This is a genomic window from Paenilisteria portnoyi (assembly GCF_014322795.1).
In the GTDB taxonomy this organism is placed as follows: domain Bacteria; phylum Bacillota; class Bacilli; order Lactobacillales; family Listeriaceae; genus Listeria_A; species Listeria_A portnoyi.
The window spans coordinates 35,787-57,178 of the sequence record NZ_JAASTT010000021.1 but is presented as its reverse complement, the minus strand read 5'-3'; the positions used below and the strand labels follow the sequence as shown (position 1 = coordinate 57,178).

Below are 21,392 nucleotides of genomic sequence, written 5' to 3'. Positions count from 1 at the left end.
GAATATAGTGGCAGTTTTTATAGTTATGACCAAAGAGTACGAAAATGAGGAAAAAGTTGTTTATAAATATGGGCCTGATGAAAAAATCTCAGGCACTATTGAATATAACAAGGATAGCGGCATGATTAGCCAGCAAAAACCTATTGTTTCAGAATTTTATCCAGATGAGTTTTTCTTTAAGCGAGCTGGAAGGCGCTTGGCTAGAATGGCTATTAAAGACAACGGCAATTTTGTTGAACGCACCACGATTGAATCTTAATATATCCATGAAAAAACTCCCCTTAAAATTTTTCTGAAAGGGGAGTTTTTTGTTGATTCATTTATATCCTTAGAGCTGTGTAACCAAGTGAACGCAGATTTTACCAACAAATATATAATTAAAATCATCAAATAGTAGCAATAATTTTCTCCTGAGTTCTATATCTATAAACGTTAGATTTAGTGTATTTTCTCCCAATATTTTTTAACCATCTAACCCCTGTTGTCCTTGTGTATAAAATTGTATTAGGATTTATTCCATTGACGCCTATCTGTTGTTGTATTATTTTTGTTGCTTTGCTAAAATCCAAATCCAGAGCTTTACATATTAATGGTCTAAACTCCTTCATTTCTTGACTAGTTAATTTCTCATCATAGTCATCATTAAACTCTATTTGTGCCTGCTTCTCCTGTACATAGCCTTTCATTTTTAATCTCATTTCCAAAAATCGAGCCCATCTAATTAACTTCTCTTTTTTTCGATTTGACAGCCTTATTTCGTCCTGCGGGAAGGCTTTTTGGGCTTTTTCTATACCATCCGAGAATAACACGGCATGCGCAGTAAAACTAGAATAGGTAAAGCCATTATCAATTAATCGTTGGCACTCCTTTTCTAATACATCTAAAAAATATTCCGAGATCTCCGATAACTTATATACATTATCTCTCCTTCTGTACTGTTTTCCTTTTTGTCGTGACGTTATTTCAACTAAAATACTCTCTGGCATTTCATTATCAGAACATTTATCTATAAAGCCTACATAAGCCATGAAAGAGAGTAGTTTAGCATACTTATCGCATGCATAATGAACCTGCGTTATATTTAGCTTCTTGGCAAGTAATGAACCTGACATCGCAGTATATTCACTATAATTCCCATCAACTTCAACGGTATTGTCAACCAATATTTCTAACACATCTATCATATCCGTCAATTTATCACCTATGCATCTTTGTATCGCGGGATAATCTTGTCTCACATCTATGGAACTAATTCTTTTGCTTAATTTAGCTAAGCTTTCTCTCACACTTGAGGCATGTTGTGATTCTAAATTCATATATTTCAATAAATAACGTTCTGCTTCTTTATAAGGTATCTTTCTAAGTTTAGCTACAACTTCTACGATATTCCCACAAAAAGAGGCACTATCACTGTGACATTTGTAAAGATAGATTCCCTCTTCATTTTGGAAAATGCTTGCTGATGGGCTACTCTCATCATGGAAAATATCATAAAATGTGCTGTCTCCTTCTATTTCTAAAACTTCCTTCATATCCAAAGTAAACAGGTACCTTTGTGCATCTCTTAAATTACTAATTCCCGATTCATTATATACCTTTAATTTCTCAGATACTTCTTCATCCTTAAAACACTTGATTAGTTCCCATACATTCGTTCCGCTTAACTGCTCATAGCTCTCAGTAACAACTTTTTTAGGACTCGTAGGTACATCAGTATATTCTCGTCGGATTGATTCACAAAAACGTTCTGACAATTTGTTATCAAAGTTCACTTCGTATACTTCTTTACCACCTAAATTTATTCTAGTAGAAGATTTGTGGACTTTATCTACTCCCACTGGCAAATTTTCGAAAATAGCTTTATAAATTTTCTGCTGCTCTTCGAAATTAGTTATCGCATCCTTTAACACAAAGACTAATCGATATCTATTACATTCAGGAGTAGAACTTAGTGTCTCATAAACAAAAGCACAGTTTTCTTTGACAAATGAATCCTTTAGTATATCTGTGACAGGAATATAGTTTTCTGAATCCTTATTGTCAACATCAACCATTATTAAATTAGTACTTTTAAAATATTCATCTTTTCGTTTTGGCCCGCTAAACTCACATGGTATCACAGCATAGCCATTACCCAAAAAATAAGCTAATTCTCTCACGCTAACTTCTACAGGGTTACCCTCTATTCTTTTAGATATCTTCCCCCACTCAGCATTAGCATCATTCTTGTCCGTATACTTATGTGTATCTCGGTATACTTTTAATGTCATTATTTAACCCCTTTTCTGATTATTGTTAATATATTAGTGAATTATAGTGTATGTAATATATACTAACTACATACATCATAATTTACTAATATGTATTATTCAGATTAAGAAGGGATAAATAAGACCTGCTCAGCTACACCTCTATTATATCATGTAACGTCAAAATATATTTAATAACTTAATAAAATTTAATATAAGTCATCAAAGTACATATCTAGATACAGCGCTGTAGAAAAACACTACTATCGAGTGTCACTTTCCCCAAACTATATTTTTATCATCAAGATAGTACCTTGATAATTCTCGATTGGAAAAAAGGATGTTTTATTCCACTATTTAGTTATTATTTTGCTATACCTTGATGAAAATACAATTTAATTACCGTTATAGCTTTTTAACTAAAAACACACCCCTTAAGCTGTATATAACCAGTATATAAGCTACAGGGGTATGGTATAGCGGTATATGAACGGGGTGGGGTTAACTAATCAATTATTTTGTAAACTCCCATCTCTTTTTCTGATCCATCATCATAACGAATCATCATAGTCAGCTTCTTATTTCTGTCTGACAAAACAAATCTTACGTCTACCACGGAGTCAATATAACTATTATATACATCGTTTTGATCTATGATTAGATTTTTTCCTTTCTTTTTATATTTCAATAAATCATTACCACTAATTCTTGTCTGTATCAGATTATGATCTTCAATCTTGATTTGGTAACGTTGCTCACCGCTTAGACTGTACTCATTTCCTACCAACTGACTATTTGAACATTCTTTTACTGTAAAGATTACGCCAACTACAATTAAAATGATTATGAGCGCTCGTTTAAGCATTCCTGATGTATACTGATTGATAAGTGTTCCAACAATAACAACAAGTGCAACCGTTATAATGATATTCAGCAAATAAGTCCCTCTTCTCTATTTTTTTATGAGATTAATAAGTTCAAAATTTCTAGTTAAGCCACCTCTCTATTGTAGTTCAGGATCATTCCCTAGTTTTGTTTTAAGAGCATTATCTGCATCCAATAAATACATATCCACATCCTCTTTTACGGATGAAATTTCTATCAGCATACCTTGATCGTAGTTAAACGCAGCATCTACAACATTTCCTGTTATAAACAATATCCCCTCGGACGCTTTATTTAACTTTTCCTGTACACTATCATAGCCCTTTGCTGGTCTCAAATCCTTGACTTCTAGCGCACATTTTTCTAATTCACTTACTGATTCTAGGAATGCGTCTTGCCACTCTTCACTCGTATAGGAATTATAAACCAAGAGATCATAATACCTATCATAAGAACGTCTTAACGCACCAACTTTTACAGATAATGCTTCTTCATATACTTCAACACTAGGTGCCTTATCCTGATTTCCGTTTTCAGAAATCGTAGAACACGCAGTCATATTTAAGATTAGTAAGATCATACCAAAGCAAGTTATCCAACGTTTCATAGTTCTATCCCTCCCTCTTCGCCTTTATAGAAAGCATCTTGAAATATTATCTCTTTTCTCACCCCAAAAATACCCTCGATTTTCTGCATATAGTATGGAGATGGGCTGGTTCTTCCTCTTTCCCATGAGCTAACTGTCTGCTGTTTAATATTCAGCACTTCTGCTAAGCTTTTCTGAGATAATCCCATACTTTCTCGTAATTTACCTAGTTGATTCATGCATTCCCCTCCTAAATTCATTATATAACTACAAATAGTTGTTATCAACTCTTATTAGTAGTATTACATCTTTTTTATTTTTTTATACAACAATTCGTTGTAAGGTATAATTGAGGTGTTAATTATGAATGTAAAATATAGTGCCAAAATTAAACTCGCCAGACAAAAGAAGAAATTATCTCAGGTAGAGCTAGCCCGACTGATTAATGTATCACAACAAGCTGTTGCAAGCTGGGAAGTTGGGCGTACCGAGCCGAAGTCAGAAAACTTTCATGCCTTATCTAGAGTCCTAGAACAGCCTATAAGCTACTTTGTAGATAATGAAGAGGAATACCGCCAGTTGTCTTTTAACAAGCTCTATGAGTCTTTAAATGCCTCTGATAAGGAATTAGTAATTAACTACATGCGCTTGTTAAAAAAACAAGAAGAAGAACGTCAAAATTTCCTCAATTAATCATGCTCACTCTGCCTTGCTGGTCGTTGAATGTCTTAAAATAATTTGCTGTAGTCCTTTTTCAGTTTGGACTGTCCTTTTAAATCATTTCCCCATATCTGAACATACCGCTTCGTAACCTCTAAAGATGAGTGACCTAACAAAGTAGCTAGTGAAAAAGCGTCCATACCTGCCAAAATAGCATTTTTAGCGTAAGTTCTCCTGCAAACATGGGGACTTACTTGTTTTTGCACTTTGCACGCCTTTCCAGCTTCTCTGAGATTCTGTTGGAAAGTATTTTTACTATACGGAAGCTGATCTCTATTAATAAATACTTTAGTATGTGAAATAGTACCTCGTATTTTTAAATAAGAATCTAATTTCCCCTTCATTCCCTTCGAAATATACACTATTCTTTGCTTAAGATTCTTTGATTCAACAACAACGATATAATCATTATGAATATCTTGTATATTAATACCCACAGCTTCCGAAATACGCACTCCCGTATCTAATAACAATTGGAAAATAACCAGATCTCGATAAGAACTAAACGTTTCTTTTTTCTTGAAATGGTTAGCTATTTTCTTGATTTCATCAGGATTTAAAGTCTCTCTTATTTCTTCTCTAACTCTTAATAAACTGAGATTTTCGCACGGGTTTAGCTTTATAAAACCTTGCTGATGTAGATAGTTATAATACGCCTTAATAGCCTTTATTTTGCTATTAATTGTATTAATCCTCATAAATCCTTTCCAATACATAATCATGTCCTCAAGGTCTCTCTGCGACAGATGCATGACAGGCTTCTCAACCTGAATATAGCCCCTATCTCTTTTGAGAACATTAATTGCATCCACATAGTACTTAATAGTCGTTTCCCGTACATTTCTAATCCGTCTTGATCGTATAAATTCCTCTAATACAAAATCATCGTCAGGCACAATCGTTTGATAAACGATTGCCTTCTCTTCTACACTTAATCGATTACTTCTTCTCATAAAAAAAATGACCTCCCCACTAGACTTACCCACTAGGTCAGAGACTCATTTAGCCTATCAAAAAAGCTTGCGGTCGTGGCGGAATTGGCATACGCGCAGGACTCACAAACTTATTGATATTACAGTATTCTTAATCCAAAATGATGCGGCCGAGAGGACTTGAACCTCCACGGGTTTTACCCCACTAGGCCCTCAACCTGGCGCGTCTGCCGATTCCGCCACGACCGCTCTATTAACACTAATTAATATTATATTATTGGAACCCCACCATGTCAATGGTTATCTCAAAAAACATGAATATTTATTCATCCACGACGCGAAATTAGCGAATCTCACATACAAAAAAACGTCCACCCATCTCTTTTCTTTCCGGGTAGGACGAAATCTCCGCTTCACACAAATCGAGCGAAAGCGTTTGTATTCCTCCGCATATACACAAAATAATGCTATGACCCGTACGGGAATCGAACCCGTGATACCGCCGTGAAAGGGCGGTGTCTTAACCGCTTGACCAACGGGCCTTGGTGTGTAGCCCTAAAGCCAACTTTTTCATTATAGCATACTCACCAAAACTTGCAATACCTATTTCAAATTTTCTAGAGAAGTCCCTACTTATCGCTAAGCAGAGACTCTTCCTATTTCCTAGATTTGTCTTCTTTTCCAACGAATCAGTATCAGCACACCCAACATGCTAAGTACCAATCCTAGGACAATGGCTAAATCCATCGACTTGTCTCCAGTTGTTGGTAGCACTCCTTTGTCTTCACTGTTTTCCGGACTCTTCACTATTTTTTCAACAGTTGGTGCTTTTTCTGGCTGATTCGGCACAATCTCTTTCTCTGGCGGTATTACGATTGTTCCATCTGGTTTTGGTGCCGGATCTGGTTTTGGTGTCGGCTCAGGTTCTGGCTCTGTTGGCGCGACTTTCGTATAGCTCACAATGACGGTCTGCGCTTGATCTGTGAACGTTCCCGTTGTTTGCGATGCTTTTTGTGTGTAGCCTGCAATCGCTTTTATTTCCGCTGCAAAATTTTCACCGACGTTCCCTTTTAAAACTACCGGTGACGCGATTTCTGCCCCATTTTCATCTTGGTATAAAACGGTCACATCGGCGCCTTGTATTTGGGCGATAACTGGGGCGGATTCATTGCTGGCAGCGTCCAGTGCGGTCACGACATAAGTGCCGGATTCGCTAATTGGATAGCTGAATTCCGATGCATCGCCGCGCCAAATTTTTGTAACGATATTGGCTGGGTTAGCGGTGATTTCTGCGGCGGTTCCGGTGCCTTATTCCACCACCTTGCCAAATCACCATAAGGAGCGGCTGCTTGGTCAAAACTCCAGTAAATTTGCGGTGTCATATAATCGACTTTCTCGTCTTTAATCCACTGATATGTATCAGCGAAAATGCTTTGGGAATAGGACTGCGAGGAACCTGTCGGCGTGTTGGAGCCGAGCGGATTATTCGCTTTATGCTCCCAAATTCCGAATGGACTAATACCGAATTGGACGGCAGTTTTTTTGGCCTGATTGCTCGTATCAATGGTACTTTTCACCTTGTCAATTAATGTCGTAATATTGTCACGGCGCCAGTCATCGATTCCCGCTTTCGTATTTGGATACCCAGCTGGAATACCATATTTAGCGAATGTTGCCGCATCTTCATCTTTATCGCCAAACAAGACATTTTTCCCATCCACTGTAATGCGATATGGGTAAAAATAGTCATCGAAATGAATCGCGTCCACATCATAATTTGTCACAACTTCCTTGATTGTTGCAGCAACGTGATCCTGCACTTCTGGAATACCAGGATTCAGAAATAGTTTTTCATCAAAGCGCAACACGTTCTCAGGGTGCAAAACAGCATAGTTCGTATCTGCTAAAAGTCCCGCCTTGTTCCATGCCGTGTTTGTGCGTTTCCTCGACCATGATGGCGAAGCGGATCGTACCCTGGATTCGCGCCTTGCACGCCGCTTGCGATGAACTCTGACCATGGATTTATTTTCGATGGGTAGTAAGCGTCAAGGAGCGGCCGAACTTGGAAAATCACCGCATTCATATTCCACATTTCAAAATCGTCCAGTACGGTTTTATATTGTGCACGGAAAGCTGATTCTGATGCCACTTTTGCGAAATTCAGACTTCCTTTTCACTTGACTTACTACCACTAGACTTTTTAATATCGCCAAAATTAACGATATTTTCCAGATGGCGATTACGGGTTCAATATATCATCTTCAACCACTGATTTCAACTTGTTTTTTAGAAAAATTAATCATATCGGGATTTTATAAAGAGTCAAAATAGGCCTCTATCCCTTTTATAGCAACCTATTTCACGTTTCAAACTAACTGAAATAAATTTTTAAACGTTTTTTGCAAGCGTTGACATTTTATTTCAAATGAACTAGAATACACCTTGTGAACTATTTTAATAAAAAGGAGGTTTGTCATCCATTATTCTCACAACAGAAGATAATACATAACTATCTTATAAAAGGGAGAGTCATTATGCAGAGATTTATGAATTTTTTAGAGAAGTATTTGTCGATTCCAATGGCAAAATTGTCTGAACAACGGCATCTACGCGCAATTCGTGATGGGGTTGTCTCATCGCTACCGTTTATCATTGTTGGTAGTATGTTTTTAATCGTTGCTTTTCCACCGGTTCCTGAGAGCACGGCACTTTACCAATGGGCCCAGGAGCATGCTTTTGAAATTTTAATTCCTTATAGGATGACGATGTTTATCATGTCGCTTTATATCACTTTTGGAATCGGTTACAATTTAGCGAAGAGTTACAAGCTTGATCCACTATCCGGTGGGCAGATCGCTGTTGCTTCGTTTCTACTAACCCTGACACCAGTCGCTCTTGATAAAGTCGGTTTTGTTCTGCCAATGGCCAATCTCGGCGGGCACGGATTATTTATGGCCATGATTGTTTCGATTTTTTCTGTTGAAGTGATGCGATTCTGTAAAACGCGCAACATTACAATCAAAATGCCAGAACAAGTTCCACCTAGTGTAGCAAGGTCGTTTGAAGCACTTATTCCTGTTGCTTTTGTTGTTTTATTTATGACACTAATCACGGTTGTACTCGGCATTGACCTCCATTCGCTTGTCGACCAAGCAGTGGCACCAGTTGTAAAGGCTGGCGATAGCTTATTTGGTGTCCTACTTCCCGTATTTTTAATTGGTTTCTTCTGGTCCTTTGGTATTCACGGAATTTCCGTCATTGGAGCCGTTGCAAGACCTCTTTGGGAAAAATATTTAGGTGCCAATGCCGAAGCTGTAGCGGCTGGTACTCCACTTCCTCACGTTGCTCCTGAGACATTTTTCCAATGGTTCGTGTGGATTGGTGGATCTGGTGCAACACTCGGCTTAGTTTTTGCCATGTTATTCTTTGCTAAATCTAGTTATTTGAAAGCGCTCGGCAAAACAACACTGGTTCCAAGTCTTTTCAACATTAATGAGCCTGTTATCTTTGGGACTCCGATTGTGTTGAACCCGATGTTGATTATTCCGTTTATCTTTATTCCAATGATTACAACAACGATCTCGTATTTTGCGACCGTTTTGGGATTCATCTCGCCAACGTATGTCATGGCGCCGTGGACTTTACCCGCCCCGATTGGAGCCTATCTTTCAACAGGCGGTGATTGGCGGGCCATCGTACTTGTTCTAGTCAACATTGCGATATCGTTCGTCATCTACATCCCATTCTTCAAAATGTACGATCAGAAGTTACTGGATGAAGAACAAGCGCAATCGGAGGAAAATAAAGAAACGCACAGCAGCGAGCCGAATCTGGCTTAACTTTAGAACACAAAGAGGGGCAGCATCATGTCCCTCTTCATTTAAAAAGGAGGTTTTACCCGTATGGAAACGAATAGTAAATGGATCAAGTTTAACTATAAAAGTGCGATTATCTTTTTCGCCATTACGATTCTAGCCAATCTTATTTTCCTTCCTGTACTTACCGGTCTTGGCGTTTCTAAGCCTTTCGCTTTATTTCTACTTACGAGTCTTGGCAGTAGCGCTGGGCTATCTTATATTTTACTCGCGAAACATGGTTTTTATAAGTCGAAGAAACAGGCGGCGATTTTTACAACAGTTGTTACACTAGTTTGCACGGCGAGTTGTTACTTTTTAATGTATCTGAGCTAAAATGAGGAGGTTCATATTATGTACGTTGTTGGATTAATGTCCGGTACGTCGCTTGATGGCGTGGACGTGGCTTTGCTTGATGTCAGGAAGATGGACGGAAGCTTATCGACAAAATTGATTGATTTCAAAACGGTGCCCTTTCAACCTAGAATCGTGGCGGAAATTCGTAAAAGTTTGAGTATAGAAGAATCTGATTCACAGCTGATTTGTAGTTTAAATTTCAAGTTGGGTGTGCTTTTTGCCGAAAGCGTGAAAATGATTTGTAGTAAAAATGGGCTTGCGACATCAGAACTTGGCGTGATTGGCTCGCATGGCCAGACGATTTTTCATCAGCCGGAACAAGTTGGGGATTTCGCTGCTTCGACATTGCAAATCGGCGAGCCTGCGGTGATTGCGTATGAAACTGGCGCGACGGTTGTCTCGAATTTTCGCACGATGGACATGGCTGCTGGTGGTCAAGGCGCGCCACTCGTACCATTCACGGAGTTACTGCTCTACCGTGACACGCACAAAAATCGCTTATTGCAAAATATCGGCGGGATTGGCAATGTGACTGTTTTACCTAAAAACGCGACGTTAGATCAGGTTTTTGCATTTGATACTGGTCCTGGAAATATGATTATTGATGATTTGATGCAACGCTTATTTGGACGCGGCTATGATGATGGCGGGGAAATGGCGGCGCACGGTACTGTAAACGCGGATCTTCTTGCTTATTGTATGGGTGCTCCTTTTATCACCGCTGCTATTCCAAAATCAACTGGGCGCGAACTTTTTGGGAAGGAATACACCGATGAGTTGCTGACTACATACGGACATTTGGCGCCGGAAGATTTGATTGCTACCGTGACCATGTTCACCGCCAAAACCATCGTTTCGAACTATGAACAATTCGTTTTTTCAAAAATGGCGATTGAGGAAGTAATTGTTAGCGGTGGCGGAAGTTATAACAAGACGTTATTGCGCTATTTGGCAGAACTTTTGGAGGGGCGTTGCAAGGTATTGACACAGGAAGACATTAGTTACTCTTCCGATGCAAAAGAGGCTGTCGCGTTTGGCCTGTTGGCGTACGAAACACTCCATGGTCGACCGTCTAACGTTCCGATGGCAACTGGCGCGCGCGAACATGTTATCCTCGGAAATGTCACCTATCCACCACTTAAATATAAGGAAGAAGGTACGATTCATGCATAAACTTGGTATCTCGATTTATCCAGAACACGCAACACCTGAAAAAGATAAGGCTTACATCAGTTTGGCACACAAATATGGTTTTACACGCGTATTTACGTGTTTATTGTCGGTAAGCGGCGATAAAGAACTGATTTTACGCGAATTTAAAGAGACGATTAGTCATGCGAATGCGCTTGGTATGGAAGTCTTGGTTGATATTTCGCCGCGCATTTTCGAAGCGCTTGGCATTTCTTATGATGATCTATCCTTTTTCCACGAGCTCGGAGCCTACGGAATTCGCCTGGATATGGGCTTTACTGGTAGCGAAGAAGCCGCGATGACGTTCAATCCATACGGTCTCAAAATTGAGATTAATATGAGTAACGACACGAATTATTTGAATAATATTATCGATTTCCAGCCGAATCGGGATAATTTGATCGGTTCTCATAATTTTTATCCGCATCGATATGCTGGTCTTTCCTATGATTATTTCGTGAAATGTAGCGAGCGTTTTCGTAGTTTTCAGATTCGAACTGCTGCTTTTGTCCACTCGAATGACGCAACGTACGGTCCTTGGCCAGTGACAGAAGGATTGTGCACACTTGAAATGCACCGCGGTTTGCCAATCGACACACAGGCGAAACATCTGCTGGCAACAAAGCTAATCGACGACATTATTGTGGCGAACGCCTACGCTTCTGAGGAAGAGCTCGCACAACTAAGCGCTGTGATGCAAGCAGAGAAATTCGGATTAAAAGTACAGCTTCATGATACGATAACCCCACTAGAACGCAAAATCGTCACGGAAGAACCTCACTTCTATCGCGGTGACGTATCCGATTATTTCATTCGCTCGACGCAATCACGCGTAAAATATCGCGCAGAAGATTTCAAACCAACATTCACACCAAACATCAAACGAGGCGATATTTTGATTGAAAACGAGCTGTACGGTCAATATAAAGGCGAATTGCAGATCGCTCTGAAAGACATGGAAAACCGCGGCAAAACCAATGTCGTTGGACGGATTCTAGACGAGGAGATTTTCTTGCTAGACTATATGGAACCATGGACAAAGTTTGAATTTCTTGTAGAATAGTTTGGAAGGCAGGTTAGTCTTTGGCTAATCTGTTTTTGCGCATGAAAAAAACCGATGAAGATTCATCGATTTGGATTTATAATATGGCGGAGAAGGAGGGATTTGAACCCTCGCGCCGCGTTAACGACCTATACCCTTAGCAGGGGCACCTCTTCAGCCACTTGAGTACTTCCCCATATTTGAATCGTCAGGCTTATAATATGCTCCTCGAAAGAACTCCACAGGCAAGACTCGAACTTGCGACCGATCGGTTAACAGCCGATTGCTCTACCAACTGAGCTACTGTGGAATAGCGTCATGTTTGTTTTTGCTGACTCTTTACATTATAAGCAGGAATACTGAAAAAATCAAGCTTTATCTGGTTATTTTCAGTAAAACAATTTTTCACCTGTTCACAAGTTCTTCATTCACATACGCCAATCGTCCATTACAGCGCCCACAACGGTATTTTTTCACGTCAAAACGGCGCTTGCGTAGGAATTCTGTTTGGCAGGATAAACAGGTGTAGCGGTGCATTTTTTGTATGGTTGGAATCGCTTGGCAAAACCTCGGAGCGTCGACTTCTGCTAGCAATGCCCGAAAATCGGCGTCACGGTGCTGGTAGCCTTTTCCATCGAGGTGTAGGTGGTAATGGCAAAGCTCGTGTTTCATAATTCCAATGAAATAGTCCAATCCGAAATTTTCTAAGTAGCGTGGATTCATTTCGATATCATGGCTCTGTAATAAATAACGCCCACCAGTCGTGCGCAGGCGCGAATTAAAGCGGGCTTGGTGCCGAAACCTCTTTTGGAAAAACTGCAACGACACACGTTCCATGTGCCGCTGCAACGCTTGTTCTGTCATCATCGGTTTACTTCCCTTGATCCGGACTCAGCATCGTCAGCGAAATCCGACCTTTTTTCTGATCGACGTCATCCACCCAAACCGTCACGATATCACCTACGGAAACGATGTCCATCGGCTTGCTAACGAACGTTTTGCTCAATTTCGAAATATGAACCAAACCATCTTGCTTCACGCCGATATCCACAAAAGCACCGAAATCAACGACATTGCGCACCGTTCCTTGTAGTTCCATACCGCTTTTCAAGTCTTCCATCGAAATAACATCTTGCTTCAAAAGTGGTGCATCGAGTTCGTCACGCAAATCGCGACCTGGTGCCACGAGAGAATCTACAATATCTTGCAGCGTTTCTTTACCGACCTCGAGTTCTGCCGCCATTTCCGTCAAGCTAAACTGTTCTAGCGCTTTCTTCATTTCTTGCGTGCCGAGATCCGTCAATTGGAAGCCCGCAGAAACGACGATTTTTTCTGCTGTCGCGTAGCTTTCTGGATGAATCGCGGTCGCATCGAGTGGGTGCTTTCCTTCCAAAATTCGCAGGAATCCGATGCTTTGCTCGTATGATTTTGCGCCAAGACGCGGTACTTTTTTGAGTTCTTTGCGTGATGCGAACGGTCCATTTTCCTCACGGTATTTGCGAATGTTCCCAGCGACCGTTTTGTTCAACCCAGCGACATATTGCAAAAGTGACGCTGAAGCCGTGTTCACATTTACGCCAACTTGGTTTACTGCAGTTTCCACGACGAAAGTCAGCGTATCGTTTAATTGTTTTTGCGCGACATCATGTTGGTATTGCCCAACGCCGACCGATTTTGGATCAATTTTTACGAGTTCGGCTAGTGGATCTTGCAAGCGACGGCCGATTGAAACTGCGCTCCGTTGCTCGACTTGGAAATCAGGGAATTCTTCACGCGCGATGTCACTCGCAGAATACACGCTGGCGCCGGCTTCGTTCACGATGCAATAATAAGCGTCCAGCTTCTCTTCCTTGATTAATTCCGCGACAAACTGCTCCGATTCACGCGATGCCGTCCCGTTTCCAATCGCAACAACTTCGACGCCATACGTTTTCATCAATTGCAATACTTTTTGTTTCGCGTCCGCCTTCTTGTTTTGCGGCGGGTGCGGATAAATTACATCGATAGTCAACACTTTTCCCGTTTTATCAAGCAACGCCAACTTACATCCCGTCCGATACGCTGGATCAAGCCCCAATATAATTTTCCCCTTCAAAGGCGGTTGTAAAAGTAATTTCCGCAAGTTTTCCGCAAAAATATGAATGGCCTGTTCTTCCGCGGCTTCCGTCAATTCCGCACGGATTTCGCGTTCAATCGCTGGACCGATAAAGCGTTTATAAGCATCCTCAAGCGCCGTCACGACATAACTTTCCACGATAGAACCCGATTTTTTAATCACCTGTTTGCGCAAATACTCGATGATTTTAAGTGGATCAACCACGACAGCAACACGCAAAATGTCCTCTTTCTCGCCACGGTTAAACGCCAAAACGCGGTGACTTGCCACTTTTCCGATGATTTCTTGGTAATCATAATACATCTCGTATACCGATTTCTCGTCCAATTCGACTTTTTTACCGACCGATTGCATCATGCCAAATTTCCGCGTAAATTCACGAATCCATTTACGGTAAGCTGGCTCGTCCGAAATAACTTCCGCAATGATTTCATGCGCGCCTAAAAGAACATCCTCCGTCGTTGCTAACTCATGCCCCGCCGAAATATATTTTGCCGCTTCTACCATCACGTCCCCCGATTGTGGGAATGTAAGCATCCAGATTGCAAGTGGTTCCAAACCTTTTTCCTTGGCAATCGTTGCTTTTGTGCGCTTCTTCTGCTTGTACGGCCGATACAAATCCTCCAACGCTTGGTGCTTCTCTGCCTTGGTAATCGCCGCCGCCAATTCCTCCGTCAGCTTTCCCTGCTCCTCAATCAATCGCAAAATTTCCTCTTTACGCTGTTCTAATTTTTCTACATAAGCATAGCGTTCTTCGATATTTCGAATCTCGACCTCATCCAAGCTACCAGTCATTTCCTTCCGATAACGCGCGATAAACGGCACCGTGTTTCCTTCATTTAGCAATCCGATAACCGCGTCGATTTGGTTCGGACGGTAAGGTAATGATTTATGTACTAACTGTATAATTTTCTCCATATTTTTCTTTGCCTCCATAAAATTCATCTTTTCTTATTGTACCACAGGGCGGCTCAATATGCATGAGGGCACGTGATTCCTCCAATTTATTAAAATCTCATCACATCCTCATATACCCTTCCTTTCCTTTTCATCTTGCAGCTGTAATATAGTCTTTGTAAACAAGATAGCTTTTACGTTTCCCCCCTTTTTCGTAATTGACTATCCACTCCTTTTTTCAAGCTAGTTCCCCTGCTAGCTTGTTTTTTTGTGCTTCCTTATAGTTGCGTTCGTCCAACGCGAACGTGCTATACTTCAAAAGTAAGTTCCAAATAGGAGGAGATTAGTGATGAATAAAGCAACAAAAATAACACTTATTACAGGAGCAAATCGCGGAATAGGATTGCAATTAGCAAAAGAAATCGGCAAGCACGGGCATCATATTTTAGTCGGTGCAAGAAGCAGTGAAAGCGGTCAAAACACCATCGAGGAACTGAAAAAGTTAGGAATTACAGCCTATTTTGTACAGCTCGATGTGACAGATCAACATTCTATTCAACAAGCCGTGAAAACCATCGAGCAAGACCATGGATATTTATCCGTACTAATCAATAACGCCGGCATTGCTTTAGACAATTTTGAACAACCATCTACCATGAAAACAGAGATTATGAGAAAAGACTTCGATGTTAACTTTTTCGGCACAGTTGATACGACCCAAGCGATGTTACCTCTTTTGAAGAAAAGCGGGCAAGCAAAAATCATCAATATTTCCAGTATGATGGGATCACTTGGCGCTGCAGTCGATCCAAATTCACAAATTTATAACGTCAGCGCAGTCGGCTATCAAGCTTCCAAAGCTGCACTCAACATGTTCACCATCAGACTGGCAAAAGAACTGGAAAAATTAGAAGATGTGACGATCACTGTTAATGCGATAGACCCTGGTATGGTCGCAACTGAATTCGGCGGTGGGACTCCTGATGCTGCGAAGAAAATGGGTGCAAAACCTGTGGAAGAAGGCGTCAAACGAACGGTGAAACTAGCGATAGATGAGGAAAATAACACCAATATCACATTTAGCAATACGAGCGGAATTGTTTCTTGGTGAAGGTCTCTTATGAATTAAAAATACGTATCGAAAATCTAGTTACAGATTTTCGATACGTATTTTTGCCGTTTAGAGAGTCTCTTGCTTAGCTAAATCTTTTCTGATGCGCTTAAGACGCTTCATTTTCTTTTGGAGATAGACTTCCTGCTCTTTGATTTCTAAAATATTTCGTTGAAGCTTTAAATCAAGCCGTTCTAAAAATTCGATTCGCTTTTGTAAAATGTCACTTGTAACTGTCGCTTCATCAAAATTAAATTCCTTGATTTCTTTAAGAGAAGCGCCTAATTTCCGTAAATGAACAATTTTGTTAATTTCCAGGAGATCTTTTTCAGAGTAAGAGCGAATTCCATTTTTATCACGAGCCACCGAATTTAATAGCCCCTCTTTTTCATAATAGCGTAGAGCATTTTTAGAGATGCCAAATTTTTCAGCTGTTTCAGCAATTGTGTCCATTTTTATCACGACCTTTGTTGTGGCTCTTATGAAGCATCTTTTGCTGATTTAGAGCCTCAATATGCATGAGAACGAAGGGAACATGTAATCCCTACTTCATTCTCCCCACCAAAAACGTTACATCATCCTCGGGTACATCCGCGACATTACTCTCGATGCAGTGTCCTGTATTTTCAACGGCGCCGCTCGCGTAAAGGTATTTTTTAATTCCGGCCAGCGTCAAGCCGTCCGAATGCATCAAAAACGTCGATCCAGGTTTGTATGCAAATTCTTGCGTCCGAATTTTTTGTCTTCTTCCAGACAGAAAGCCCGTCGAAGAAATCGGGTACACCAACTGGTCATCCGTACCCACTAAATAAAATCGGATATTCCCAATTCCGCAATAAATCAGCTTCTGCTTTATCCAGTCCGCACGCCATATTGCAATTGCAGCGCCCCTTAATCCGGCTACCGCTTCGTTAGAGCGCGCTATAATGTCCGCTAATGACTTTGACGAACTATTCGCATCAATTATCTCAACAACTGCTTTGGCGGCCTCCTCCGCTTCCTTACCGCTTCCAAGGCCGTCCACAATTGCACAGAGAAATCCTGATGCATCCTCTTTAATAAAAAATTGATCCCCGCAATGTCGCTGTAAATGTTTCGCCCGTTGAAAAACATAGACTTCCGTATCAAAATCCGACTGCCACATCGCATTCATTTATTCTAAATCCTCATCTTGCAATGCCGCGCGCAACTTCTTAATCGCTTGGCGCTGAATCCGTGACACGTGCATCTGCGAAATATCCAGCAAATCGCCAGTTTCTTTTTGACTGCGATTCTCAATGAACGTATACTGCAAAATTTTCTGCTCCCGCTCATCTAGTGCCGGCAACACCTTCTCAAGTAACATCCGCTGATTCACCCGTTCAAAACCGTCATCCTCGCCGCCAACAACATCTAGCAACGTAATTGTGCTCCCATCCGAGTCCGCTTCAATCGAATGATCCACTGACAACGCTTGATAGCTTTTGCCCATTTCCATTGCTTCTAAAATTTCCTCTTCCGTCGCACCGATAAAATCCGCAATATCACTAATTTGTGGTGAGCATTGCAATTCGCGCGTCAGCTCTTCCACCGCATTTTTTATCTTCGGACCGAGTTCTTTAATCCGACGTGGTACGTGAACACTCCAAGTTTTATCTCGTAAAAAGCGCTTGATTTCCCCGACAATCGTTGGTACCGCAAACGCTTCGAAACTCTTACCGAACGTTGCATCATATCTGCGAATCGCACCTAGCAATCCAATATTTCCAACTTGCACTAAATCTTCATGAAATGATTTACCTTGAGAATACTTGCGGGCAATGGATTCCACCAAATTCTTATAGTGAACAACAAGCTCATATTGCGCTTCCTCATCGCCGGTTTCTTGGTAATCACTAATCCATTTGTAGACCTTCTCTTTGGCCTTCTCACGGGCTTCCTCCCTTGCCGCTAGTTCCTCAGGTCGAGATAATTTTGGCATTCCCCTCCACCTGCTTTTCCTCTATATATTTAGTCATCACAACCGAAACGCCGTTATCATAATGCAATTCCACATCATCCATCAACGCCTCAATCAAAAATAAGCCTAAACCTCCAACGCGCAACATGTCCGCATCACTTTCTTCTTCATATGGACCAATTTCAGCCTTGCGTTTCTCCAGATCAAAGCTCTTGCCCTCATCGGTGACACGCACCTCTAATTTATCTTCATAAACGGAGAAAGTAATCTGAATTTCACCACTATCCTCTTCACTAAAAGCATGTTTTACAGCATTCGTAATCGCTTCACTAATCGCAATCTTTAAATCTTCAATCGCTTCAAAAGAAAAACCGATTCGGCTTGCGACACCCGATACTGCTAATCGTCCTAAGCTTACAAACTCAGGTTTTGCCGGAATTTTTAGCTCAATCGTGTCATACATTGTTGCCATTCATTTCACCCTCTACATTTTTGATTTCAATAATATCAGTCAAACCGGTAATCTCGAATAAACGATAAATACGATCTGACAAGCCAACTAATTCTAATTCACTCTTCTTCGCACGCAAGTTTTTAAACAGGCCGACAAAAATGCCTAAACCCGTGCTATCCATGTAACTCACGCCTGCTAAATCAATCTGTAAATGAAAACTCTCCTGATCCAAAAACTCGCTCAAGGCCTCTTTTAATTTTGGTGCCGTGTACGCGTCAATCTCGCCACCCACAACTACTTTCGCATGATTACTATCAGTTTCTCTGATCTCTACTTTGATATTCATCACTTCACCTCGCCCATTTTGTATATCCAAAGTAATTACCCTGAATACCATCACCTTAAACACGTTTTAAACAAATTAGTGTAAAATCGTCGCGCAATTCATAGTCCTGCACTTTACACAAATGATCATACACCTCCTTAACCAACCTCTGAGGTGGCAAATCAATGCGCTCTTTAAAAACAGCAATCAAATCCTCACGCTCAATGAATCCCTCCGCCGTCCGCGTTTCCGTCACACCATCCGACATAATAAAAATCATATCATCCGGCCCCACTTCCTTTTCAAAAGCACGATACGTAGCGCTACGATCAATACCCAGAGGTAACCCACGTGCATACAAATCGCTAAACTGTCGCGTTTTTGCGCTAAAATATAGCCCCACTTCATGGCCCGCCGACGCAAATTCAAACAAATGATGCGCCGTATCGTATAAGCCATAAAACATCGTGATAAACATATTATCCGCAATATTCGTTTCCGCGACCTCATTCAGGTTCTGCAACATCTCACTCGGCGTCTTTGCATCACCGCCATAGTTATCCGCCGCATATTTCAGCATCGACATACTAAATGCTGCCGGAATCCCTTTTCCAATCACATCCGCAAGCGTAACACTAATCTTATTTTCGCCCTCATTCGTAAAACTGTAAAAATCGCCACTCATCTGACGCATCGGCACACTGACCGCGCCAACCTCAAGCCCTTTGACCGTCGGGATATCCGATTTCATCATTGTTTTTTGCATGTCCTCGGCTTGAGCAATTTCATGCCGGAGCGCTATCTGCTCTGTCCGCAAACTCAAGTGCTCCATGTATGCCAACCCATAGCCGACCATCATTTCGAGCAACACATCAAACGAAGAAGAAACATATTCCGGCAAATCCGCATCATATTCCTCTAAAATCGAACGATGCAGATTCACCACTTCCTCTGGCGACACACGATTTTCCATCGCCTCACGCGTCAATCTTTCGCATGAATACAATATTTCCTCATCTTGATGTTCTAAGTATTTCAGCATAATTTCACGATATTTCTCTTTAAAATCCTTAATCTCCCTAGCTTCCATGTAGCGTCGTCCTCCCTAGCGGACCCACTTATGTGTTGTAATAATGGTTCCCTGTGCCCCTTCTTCCACGCTAGATACTAAATCAAACGTATCCATCAATCGCTTCACACCTGGTAAACCTGCACCCAGACCGCCCGATGTTGTGTAGCCATCTTGCATAACTTGCCTGACATCTTTGATTCCTGGACCTTTGTCTTTTGCGACGATTTTCAGTCCGTCTTTTCCTGCTTCTACCATCTTTTCAATACATATCTCTCCAGTTCCCGCATAGAGAAAAATATTTCTTGCAAGCTCACTAATTGCCGTTGTGATTCTCGCTTGGTCCACCGTACCAAAACCGATTTCCTTCGATATTTTTCTCCCCAACTGGCGAGCGGCGACAATGTCCCACTCATTAATAATCTTGACACAGGATTGGAATTCCATCTCTATTCCCCCAATTCCTGTTTTAATTTTTCCAAACCGCTTTCTAGATCCATCGCGGAAAGGACACCCTCAAATGTAATACCTAGCTCAATCAATGTAATCGCAACTGCCGGCTGGATTCCCGTCACAACCACTGTTGCCCCCATCAATCGAGACATGCTGACAACATCACCTAAAATTTTGGCAATGAAGGAATCGATAAAATCAATCGATGTAATATCAATCACGACTCCACGTGCAGATGTTTCATGAATTTTGGCAAGTAGGTCCTCCTGGAATTCTACAGCCGTTTGGTCATCGAGTTCACTCTGGATGGAAATTAATAGACATTCTCCCAATTTCAAAATCGGAATTCCCATTCTCTCACTCCTCTTTTTCTACAATCTCTCTATTCGTCATCGCGAGTGCCTTTTCCATGCCTTTTTTCATCGTGCTCGTCGTGATAACTTGATCTAATTCTATCCCTAAATTCACAATCGTCTGCGCAATCTCAGGCCTTATTCCAACGAGCATCGCTTGGCATCCCACCAACCTGACTGCATCACTGGCTTGAATAATATGATGCGCCACCATCGTGTCTACAATCGGAACACCCGTAATATCAATCAGTACAACATCCGAGCGATTCTTCACAACGCCAATCAGCAAATTCTCCATAATCAACTTCGCCCGCTCTGTATCAATCGTACCAATAAGTGGCATCACCGAAATCCCATCGAAAATCGGTAATAGCGGCGCCGAGAGCTCCTGTAATGCCGTTTTTTGAATCGATACCGTCTTCTCCCAAGAATCAGCATACGCATTCACAACAACATTATACATTGAGGACAACCAATTCTCAAAATGATAATAAATATCCTCATCCGCATTCTTTTTCGCGGTACTAAATAGCCCTTGCCGCTTCATCTCGCTATACACTAGAAGCCCAAACGTTCGCAAACCACTTGTCACAAAATGCACCGACCAACCGAGATGTACTACTTTTTGCGCGAAATCATCTAGCTTTTCGCTAAAAGAACCATCTTTCGTCCCTAATACATTCGCAACAATCAAATCTAAAAATTCACGACTTGTATCCTCATATAGAATATCACTCGTCACTAGAAGAATTGCTGGGTCTGCCTGCTCTTTCATCTGTTCCATCCACTTACTTAGCAACACATCTTTGTTTGTATGGATAAAATTCGCAAAATCTCTATACATATCTCTATTTCCAAC

The 21,392-nt window shown here is 41.2% G+C and carries 26 protein-coding genes and 4 tRNA genes; 7 read left to right on the top strand and 23 right to left on the bottom strand.

Features of this window, described 5'->3' with window-relative positions; all coding sequences use genetic code 11:
- Window positions 1-7: 7 nt before the first annotated feature.
- Window positions 8-259, top strand: a complete 252-nt coding sequence (locus tag HCJ66_RS13185; RefSeq protein ID WP_187133546.1) for a hypothetical protein — start codon at window positions 8-10, stop codon at window positions 257-259.
- Window positions 260-386: 127 nt separating this feature from the next.
- Here the strand turns inward: HCJ66_RS13185 and HCJ66_RS13180 are convergent, their stop codons facing one another.
- The 4 genes from HCJ66_RS13180 to HCJ66_RS13165 form a co-directional block, all read right to left on the bottom strand.
- Complete coding sequence (locus HCJ66_RS13180) at window positions 387-2,270, bottom strand: hypothetical protein (protein ID WP_187133545.1); 1,884 nt, start codon at window positions 2,268-2,270, stop codon at window positions 387-389.
- Between the two features lie 484 nt (window positions 2,271-2,754).
- Window positions 2,755-3,186 carry a hypothetical protein gene (locus HCJ66_RS13175; protein WP_187133544.1) on the bottom strand — a complete coding sequence of 144 codons (432 nt, stop codon included), beginning with the start codon at window positions 3,184-3,186 and terminating at the stop codon, window positions 2,755-2,757.
- Between the two features lie 66 nt (window positions 3,187-3,252).
- Window positions 3,253-3,741: a hypothetical protein gene (locus HCJ66_RS13170; RefSeq protein ID WP_187133543.1), complete on the bottom strand. Its 489-nt coding sequence runs from the start codon at window positions 3,739-3,741 to the stop codon at window positions 3,253-3,255.
- Window positions 3,738-3,959 (bottom strand): helix-turn-helix transcriptional regulator, encoded by a 222-nt coding sequence (locus HCJ66_RS13165; protein WP_187133542.1) that lies wholly within the window; start codon window positions 3,957-3,959, stop codon window positions 3,738-3,740. The genes HCJ66_RS13170 and HCJ66_RS13165 overlap by 4 nt, the downstream gene beginning before the upstream one ends.
- A 124-nt stretch (window positions 3,960-4,083) precedes the next feature.
- Here HCJ66_RS13165 and HCJ66_RS13160 point away from each other — a divergent pair, with 124 nt between their 5' ends.
- Window positions 4,084-4,413 (top strand): helix-turn-helix transcriptional regulator, encoded by a 330-nt coding sequence (locus HCJ66_RS13160; RefSeq protein ID WP_187133541.1) that lies wholly within the window; start codon window positions 4,084-4,086, stop codon window positions 4,411-4,413.
- Between the two features lie 35 nt (window positions 4,414-4,448).
- Here the strand turns inward: HCJ66_RS13160 and HCJ66_RS13155 are convergent, their stop codons facing one another.
- From HCJ66_RS13155 to HCJ66_RS16025, 6 genes are all read right to left on the bottom strand, one after another.
- Entirely contained in the window at window positions 4,449-5,393 is a 945-nt protein-coding gene (locus HCJ66_RS13155; protein ID WP_187133540.1) for a tyrosine-type recombinase/integrase, read from the bottom strand.
- 144 nt (window positions 5,394-5,537) lie between these two features.
- Window positions 5,538-5,621, bottom strand: a tRNA-Leu gene (locus tag HCJ66_RS13150).
- A 221-nt stretch (window positions 5,622-5,842) separates the two neighbouring features.
- A tRNA-Glu gene (locus HCJ66_RS13145) sits at window positions 5,843-5,914 on the bottom strand.
- Window positions 5,915-6,035: 121 nt separating this feature from the next.
- Window positions 6,036-6,566 carry a MucBP domain-containing protein gene (locus HCJ66_RS16035; protein WP_222717506.1) on the bottom strand — a complete coding sequence of 177 codons (531 nt, stop codon included), beginning with the start codon at window positions 6,564-6,566 and terminating at the stop codon, window positions 6,036-6,038.
- On the bottom strand, window positions 6,563-7,237 hold the full coding sequence (locus HCJ66_RS16030) for a glycoside hydrolase family 10-like protein (RefSeq protein ID WP_222717505.1): 675 nt from the start codon (window positions 7,235-7,237) through the stop codon (window positions 6,563-6,565). The genes HCJ66_RS16035 and HCJ66_RS16030 overlap by 4 nt, the downstream gene beginning before the upstream one ends.
- 38 nt (window positions 7,238-7,275) lie before the next feature.
- A complete protein-coding gene (locus HCJ66_RS16025; RefSeq protein WP_343069010.1) occupies window positions 7,276-7,521 on the bottom strand; it encodes a family 10 glycosylhydrolase in 246 nt (81 codons plus the stop codon).
- A gap of 385 nt (window positions 7,522-7,906) precedes the next feature.
- On the opposite strand from HCJ66_RS16025, the gene HCJ66_RS13135 reads away from it, so the two are divergent.
- The 4 genes from HCJ66_RS13135 (at window position 7,907) to HCJ66_RS13120 (ending at window position 11,837) form a co-directional block, all read left to right on the top strand.
- Window positions 7,907-9,211, top strand: coding sequence for a PTS sugar transporter subunit IIC (locus tag HCJ66_RS13135; protein ID WP_187133539.1), 1,305 nt, complete (start codon window positions 7,907-7,909; stop codon window positions 9,209-9,211).
- A gap of 63 nt (window positions 9,212-9,274) precedes the next feature.
- Window positions 9,275-9,562, top strand: coding sequence for a hypothetical protein (locus tag HCJ66_RS13130; RefSeq protein WP_187133538.1), 288 nt, complete (start codon window positions 9,275-9,277; stop codon window positions 9,560-9,562).
- Between the two features lie 18 nt (window positions 9,563-9,580).
- Complete coding sequence (anmK, locus tag HCJ66_RS13125) at window positions 9,581-10,756, top strand: anhydro-N-acetylmuramic acid kinase AnmK (RefSeq protein ID WP_187133537.1); 1,176 nt, start codon at window positions 9,581-9,583, stop codon at window positions 10,754-10,756.
- Window positions 10,749-11,837: a DUF871 domain-containing protein gene (locus HCJ66_RS13120; protein WP_187133536.1), complete on the top strand. Its 1,089-nt coding sequence runs from the start codon at window positions 10,749-10,751 to the stop codon at window positions 11,835-11,837. Before anmK ends, HCJ66_RS13120 begins: the two co-directional genes overlap by 8 nt.
- 84 nt (window positions 11,838-11,921) lie before the next feature.
- On the opposite strand, the gene HCJ66_RS13115 is transcribed toward HCJ66_RS13120, so the two are convergent.
- The 4 genes from HCJ66_RS13115 to HCJ66_RS13100 form a co-directional block, all read right to left on the bottom strand.
- Window positions 11,922-12,012, bottom strand: a tRNA-Ser gene (locus tag HCJ66_RS13115).
- A gap of 41 nt (window positions 12,013-12,053) precedes the next feature.
- Window positions 12,054-12,126 (bottom strand) — tRNA-Asn (locus HCJ66_RS13110).
- 95 nt (window positions 12,127-12,221) lie between these two features.
- Window positions 12,222-12,680 (bottom strand): SprT family protein, encoded by a 459-nt coding sequence (locus HCJ66_RS13105; RefSeq protein ID WP_187133535.1) that lies wholly within the window; start codon window positions 12,678-12,680, stop codon window positions 12,222-12,224.
- Window positions 12,681-12,687: 7 nt separating this feature from the next.
- Window positions 12,688-14,850: a Tex family protein gene (locus HCJ66_RS13100; protein ID WP_187133534.1), complete on the bottom strand. Its 2,163-nt coding sequence runs from the start codon at window positions 14,848-14,850 to the stop codon at window positions 12,688-12,690.
- 328 nt (window positions 14,851-15,178) lie between these two features.
- On the opposite strand from HCJ66_RS13100, the gene HCJ66_RS13095 reads away from it, so the two are divergent.
- Window positions 15,179-15,940, top strand: a complete 762-nt coding sequence (locus HCJ66_RS13095; RefSeq protein ID WP_187133533.1) for an SDR family oxidoreductase — start codon at window positions 15,179-15,181, stop codon at window positions 15,938-15,940.
- 69 nt (window positions 15,941-16,009) lie between these two features.
- Here the strand turns inward: HCJ66_RS13095 and HCJ66_RS13090 are convergent, their stop codons facing one another.
- The 9 genes from HCJ66_RS13090 to HCJ66_RS13050 all read right to left on the bottom strand — a co-directional run bounded on the left by HCJ66_RS13090 (window position 16,010) and on the right by HCJ66_RS13050 (window position 21,377).
- Window positions 16,010-16,393 (bottom strand): MerR family transcriptional regulator, encoded by a 384-nt coding sequence (locus HCJ66_RS13090; RefSeq protein WP_187133532.1) that lies wholly within the window; start codon window positions 16,391-16,393, stop codon window positions 16,010-16,012.
- A gap of 91 nt (window positions 16,394-16,484) precedes the next feature.
- Window positions 16,485-17,084 carry a PP2C family serine/threonine-protein phosphatase gene (locus tag HCJ66_RS13085; protein ID WP_425489672.1) on the bottom strand — a complete coding sequence of 200 codons (600 nt, stop codon included), beginning with the start codon at window positions 17,082-17,084 and terminating at the stop codon, window positions 16,485-16,487.
- Between the two features lie 9 nt (window positions 17,085-17,093).
- Window positions 17,094-17,900: an RNA polymerase sigma factor SigB gene (gene sigB, locus HCJ66_RS13080; RefSeq protein WP_187133530.1), complete on the bottom strand. Its 807-nt coding sequence runs from the start codon at window positions 17,898-17,900 to the stop codon at window positions 17,094-17,096.
- Complete coding sequence (gene rsbW / locus HCJ66_RS13075; protein WP_181677176.1) at window positions 17,878-18,351, bottom strand: anti-sigma B factor RsbW; 474 nt, start codon at window positions 18,349-18,351, stop codon at window positions 17,878-17,880. The genes sigB and rsbW overlap by 23 nt, the downstream gene beginning before the upstream one ends.
- Window positions 18,335-18,679 carry an STAS domain-containing protein gene (locus tag HCJ66_RS13070; protein WP_181677175.1) on the bottom strand — a complete coding sequence of 115 codons (345 nt, stop codon included), beginning with the start codon at window positions 18,677-18,679 and terminating at the stop codon, window positions 18,335-18,337. Before HCJ66_RS13070 ends, rsbW begins: the two co-directional genes overlap by 17 nt.
- Window positions 18,680-18,734: 55 nt before the next feature.
- Window positions 18,735-19,748, bottom strand: coding sequence for a PP2C family protein-serine/threonine phosphatase (locus HCJ66_RS13065; RefSeq protein ID WP_187133529.1), 1,014 nt, complete (start codon window positions 19,746-19,748; stop codon window positions 18,735-18,737).
- A 15-nt stretch (window positions 19,749-19,763) separates the two neighbouring features.
- Window positions 19,764-20,174, bottom strand: coding sequence for an anti-sigma regulatory factor (locus tag HCJ66_RS13060; RefSeq protein ID WP_187133528.1), 411 nt, complete (start codon window positions 20,172-20,174; stop codon window positions 19,764-19,766).
- Window positions 20,175-20,176: 2 nt separating this feature from the next.
- On the bottom strand, window positions 20,177-20,533 hold the full coding sequence (locus tag HCJ66_RS13055; RefSeq protein WP_181677172.1) for an STAS domain-containing protein: 357 nt from the start codon (window positions 20,531-20,533) through the stop codon (window positions 20,177-20,179).
- A gap of 4 nt (window positions 20,534-20,537) precedes the next feature.
- A complete protein-coding gene (locus HCJ66_RS13050; RefSeq protein ID WP_187133527.1) occupies window positions 20,538-21,377 on the bottom strand; it encodes an RsbT co-antagonist protein RsbRA in 840 nt (279 codons plus the stop codon).
- Window positions 21,378-21,392: the final 15 nt, after the last annotated feature.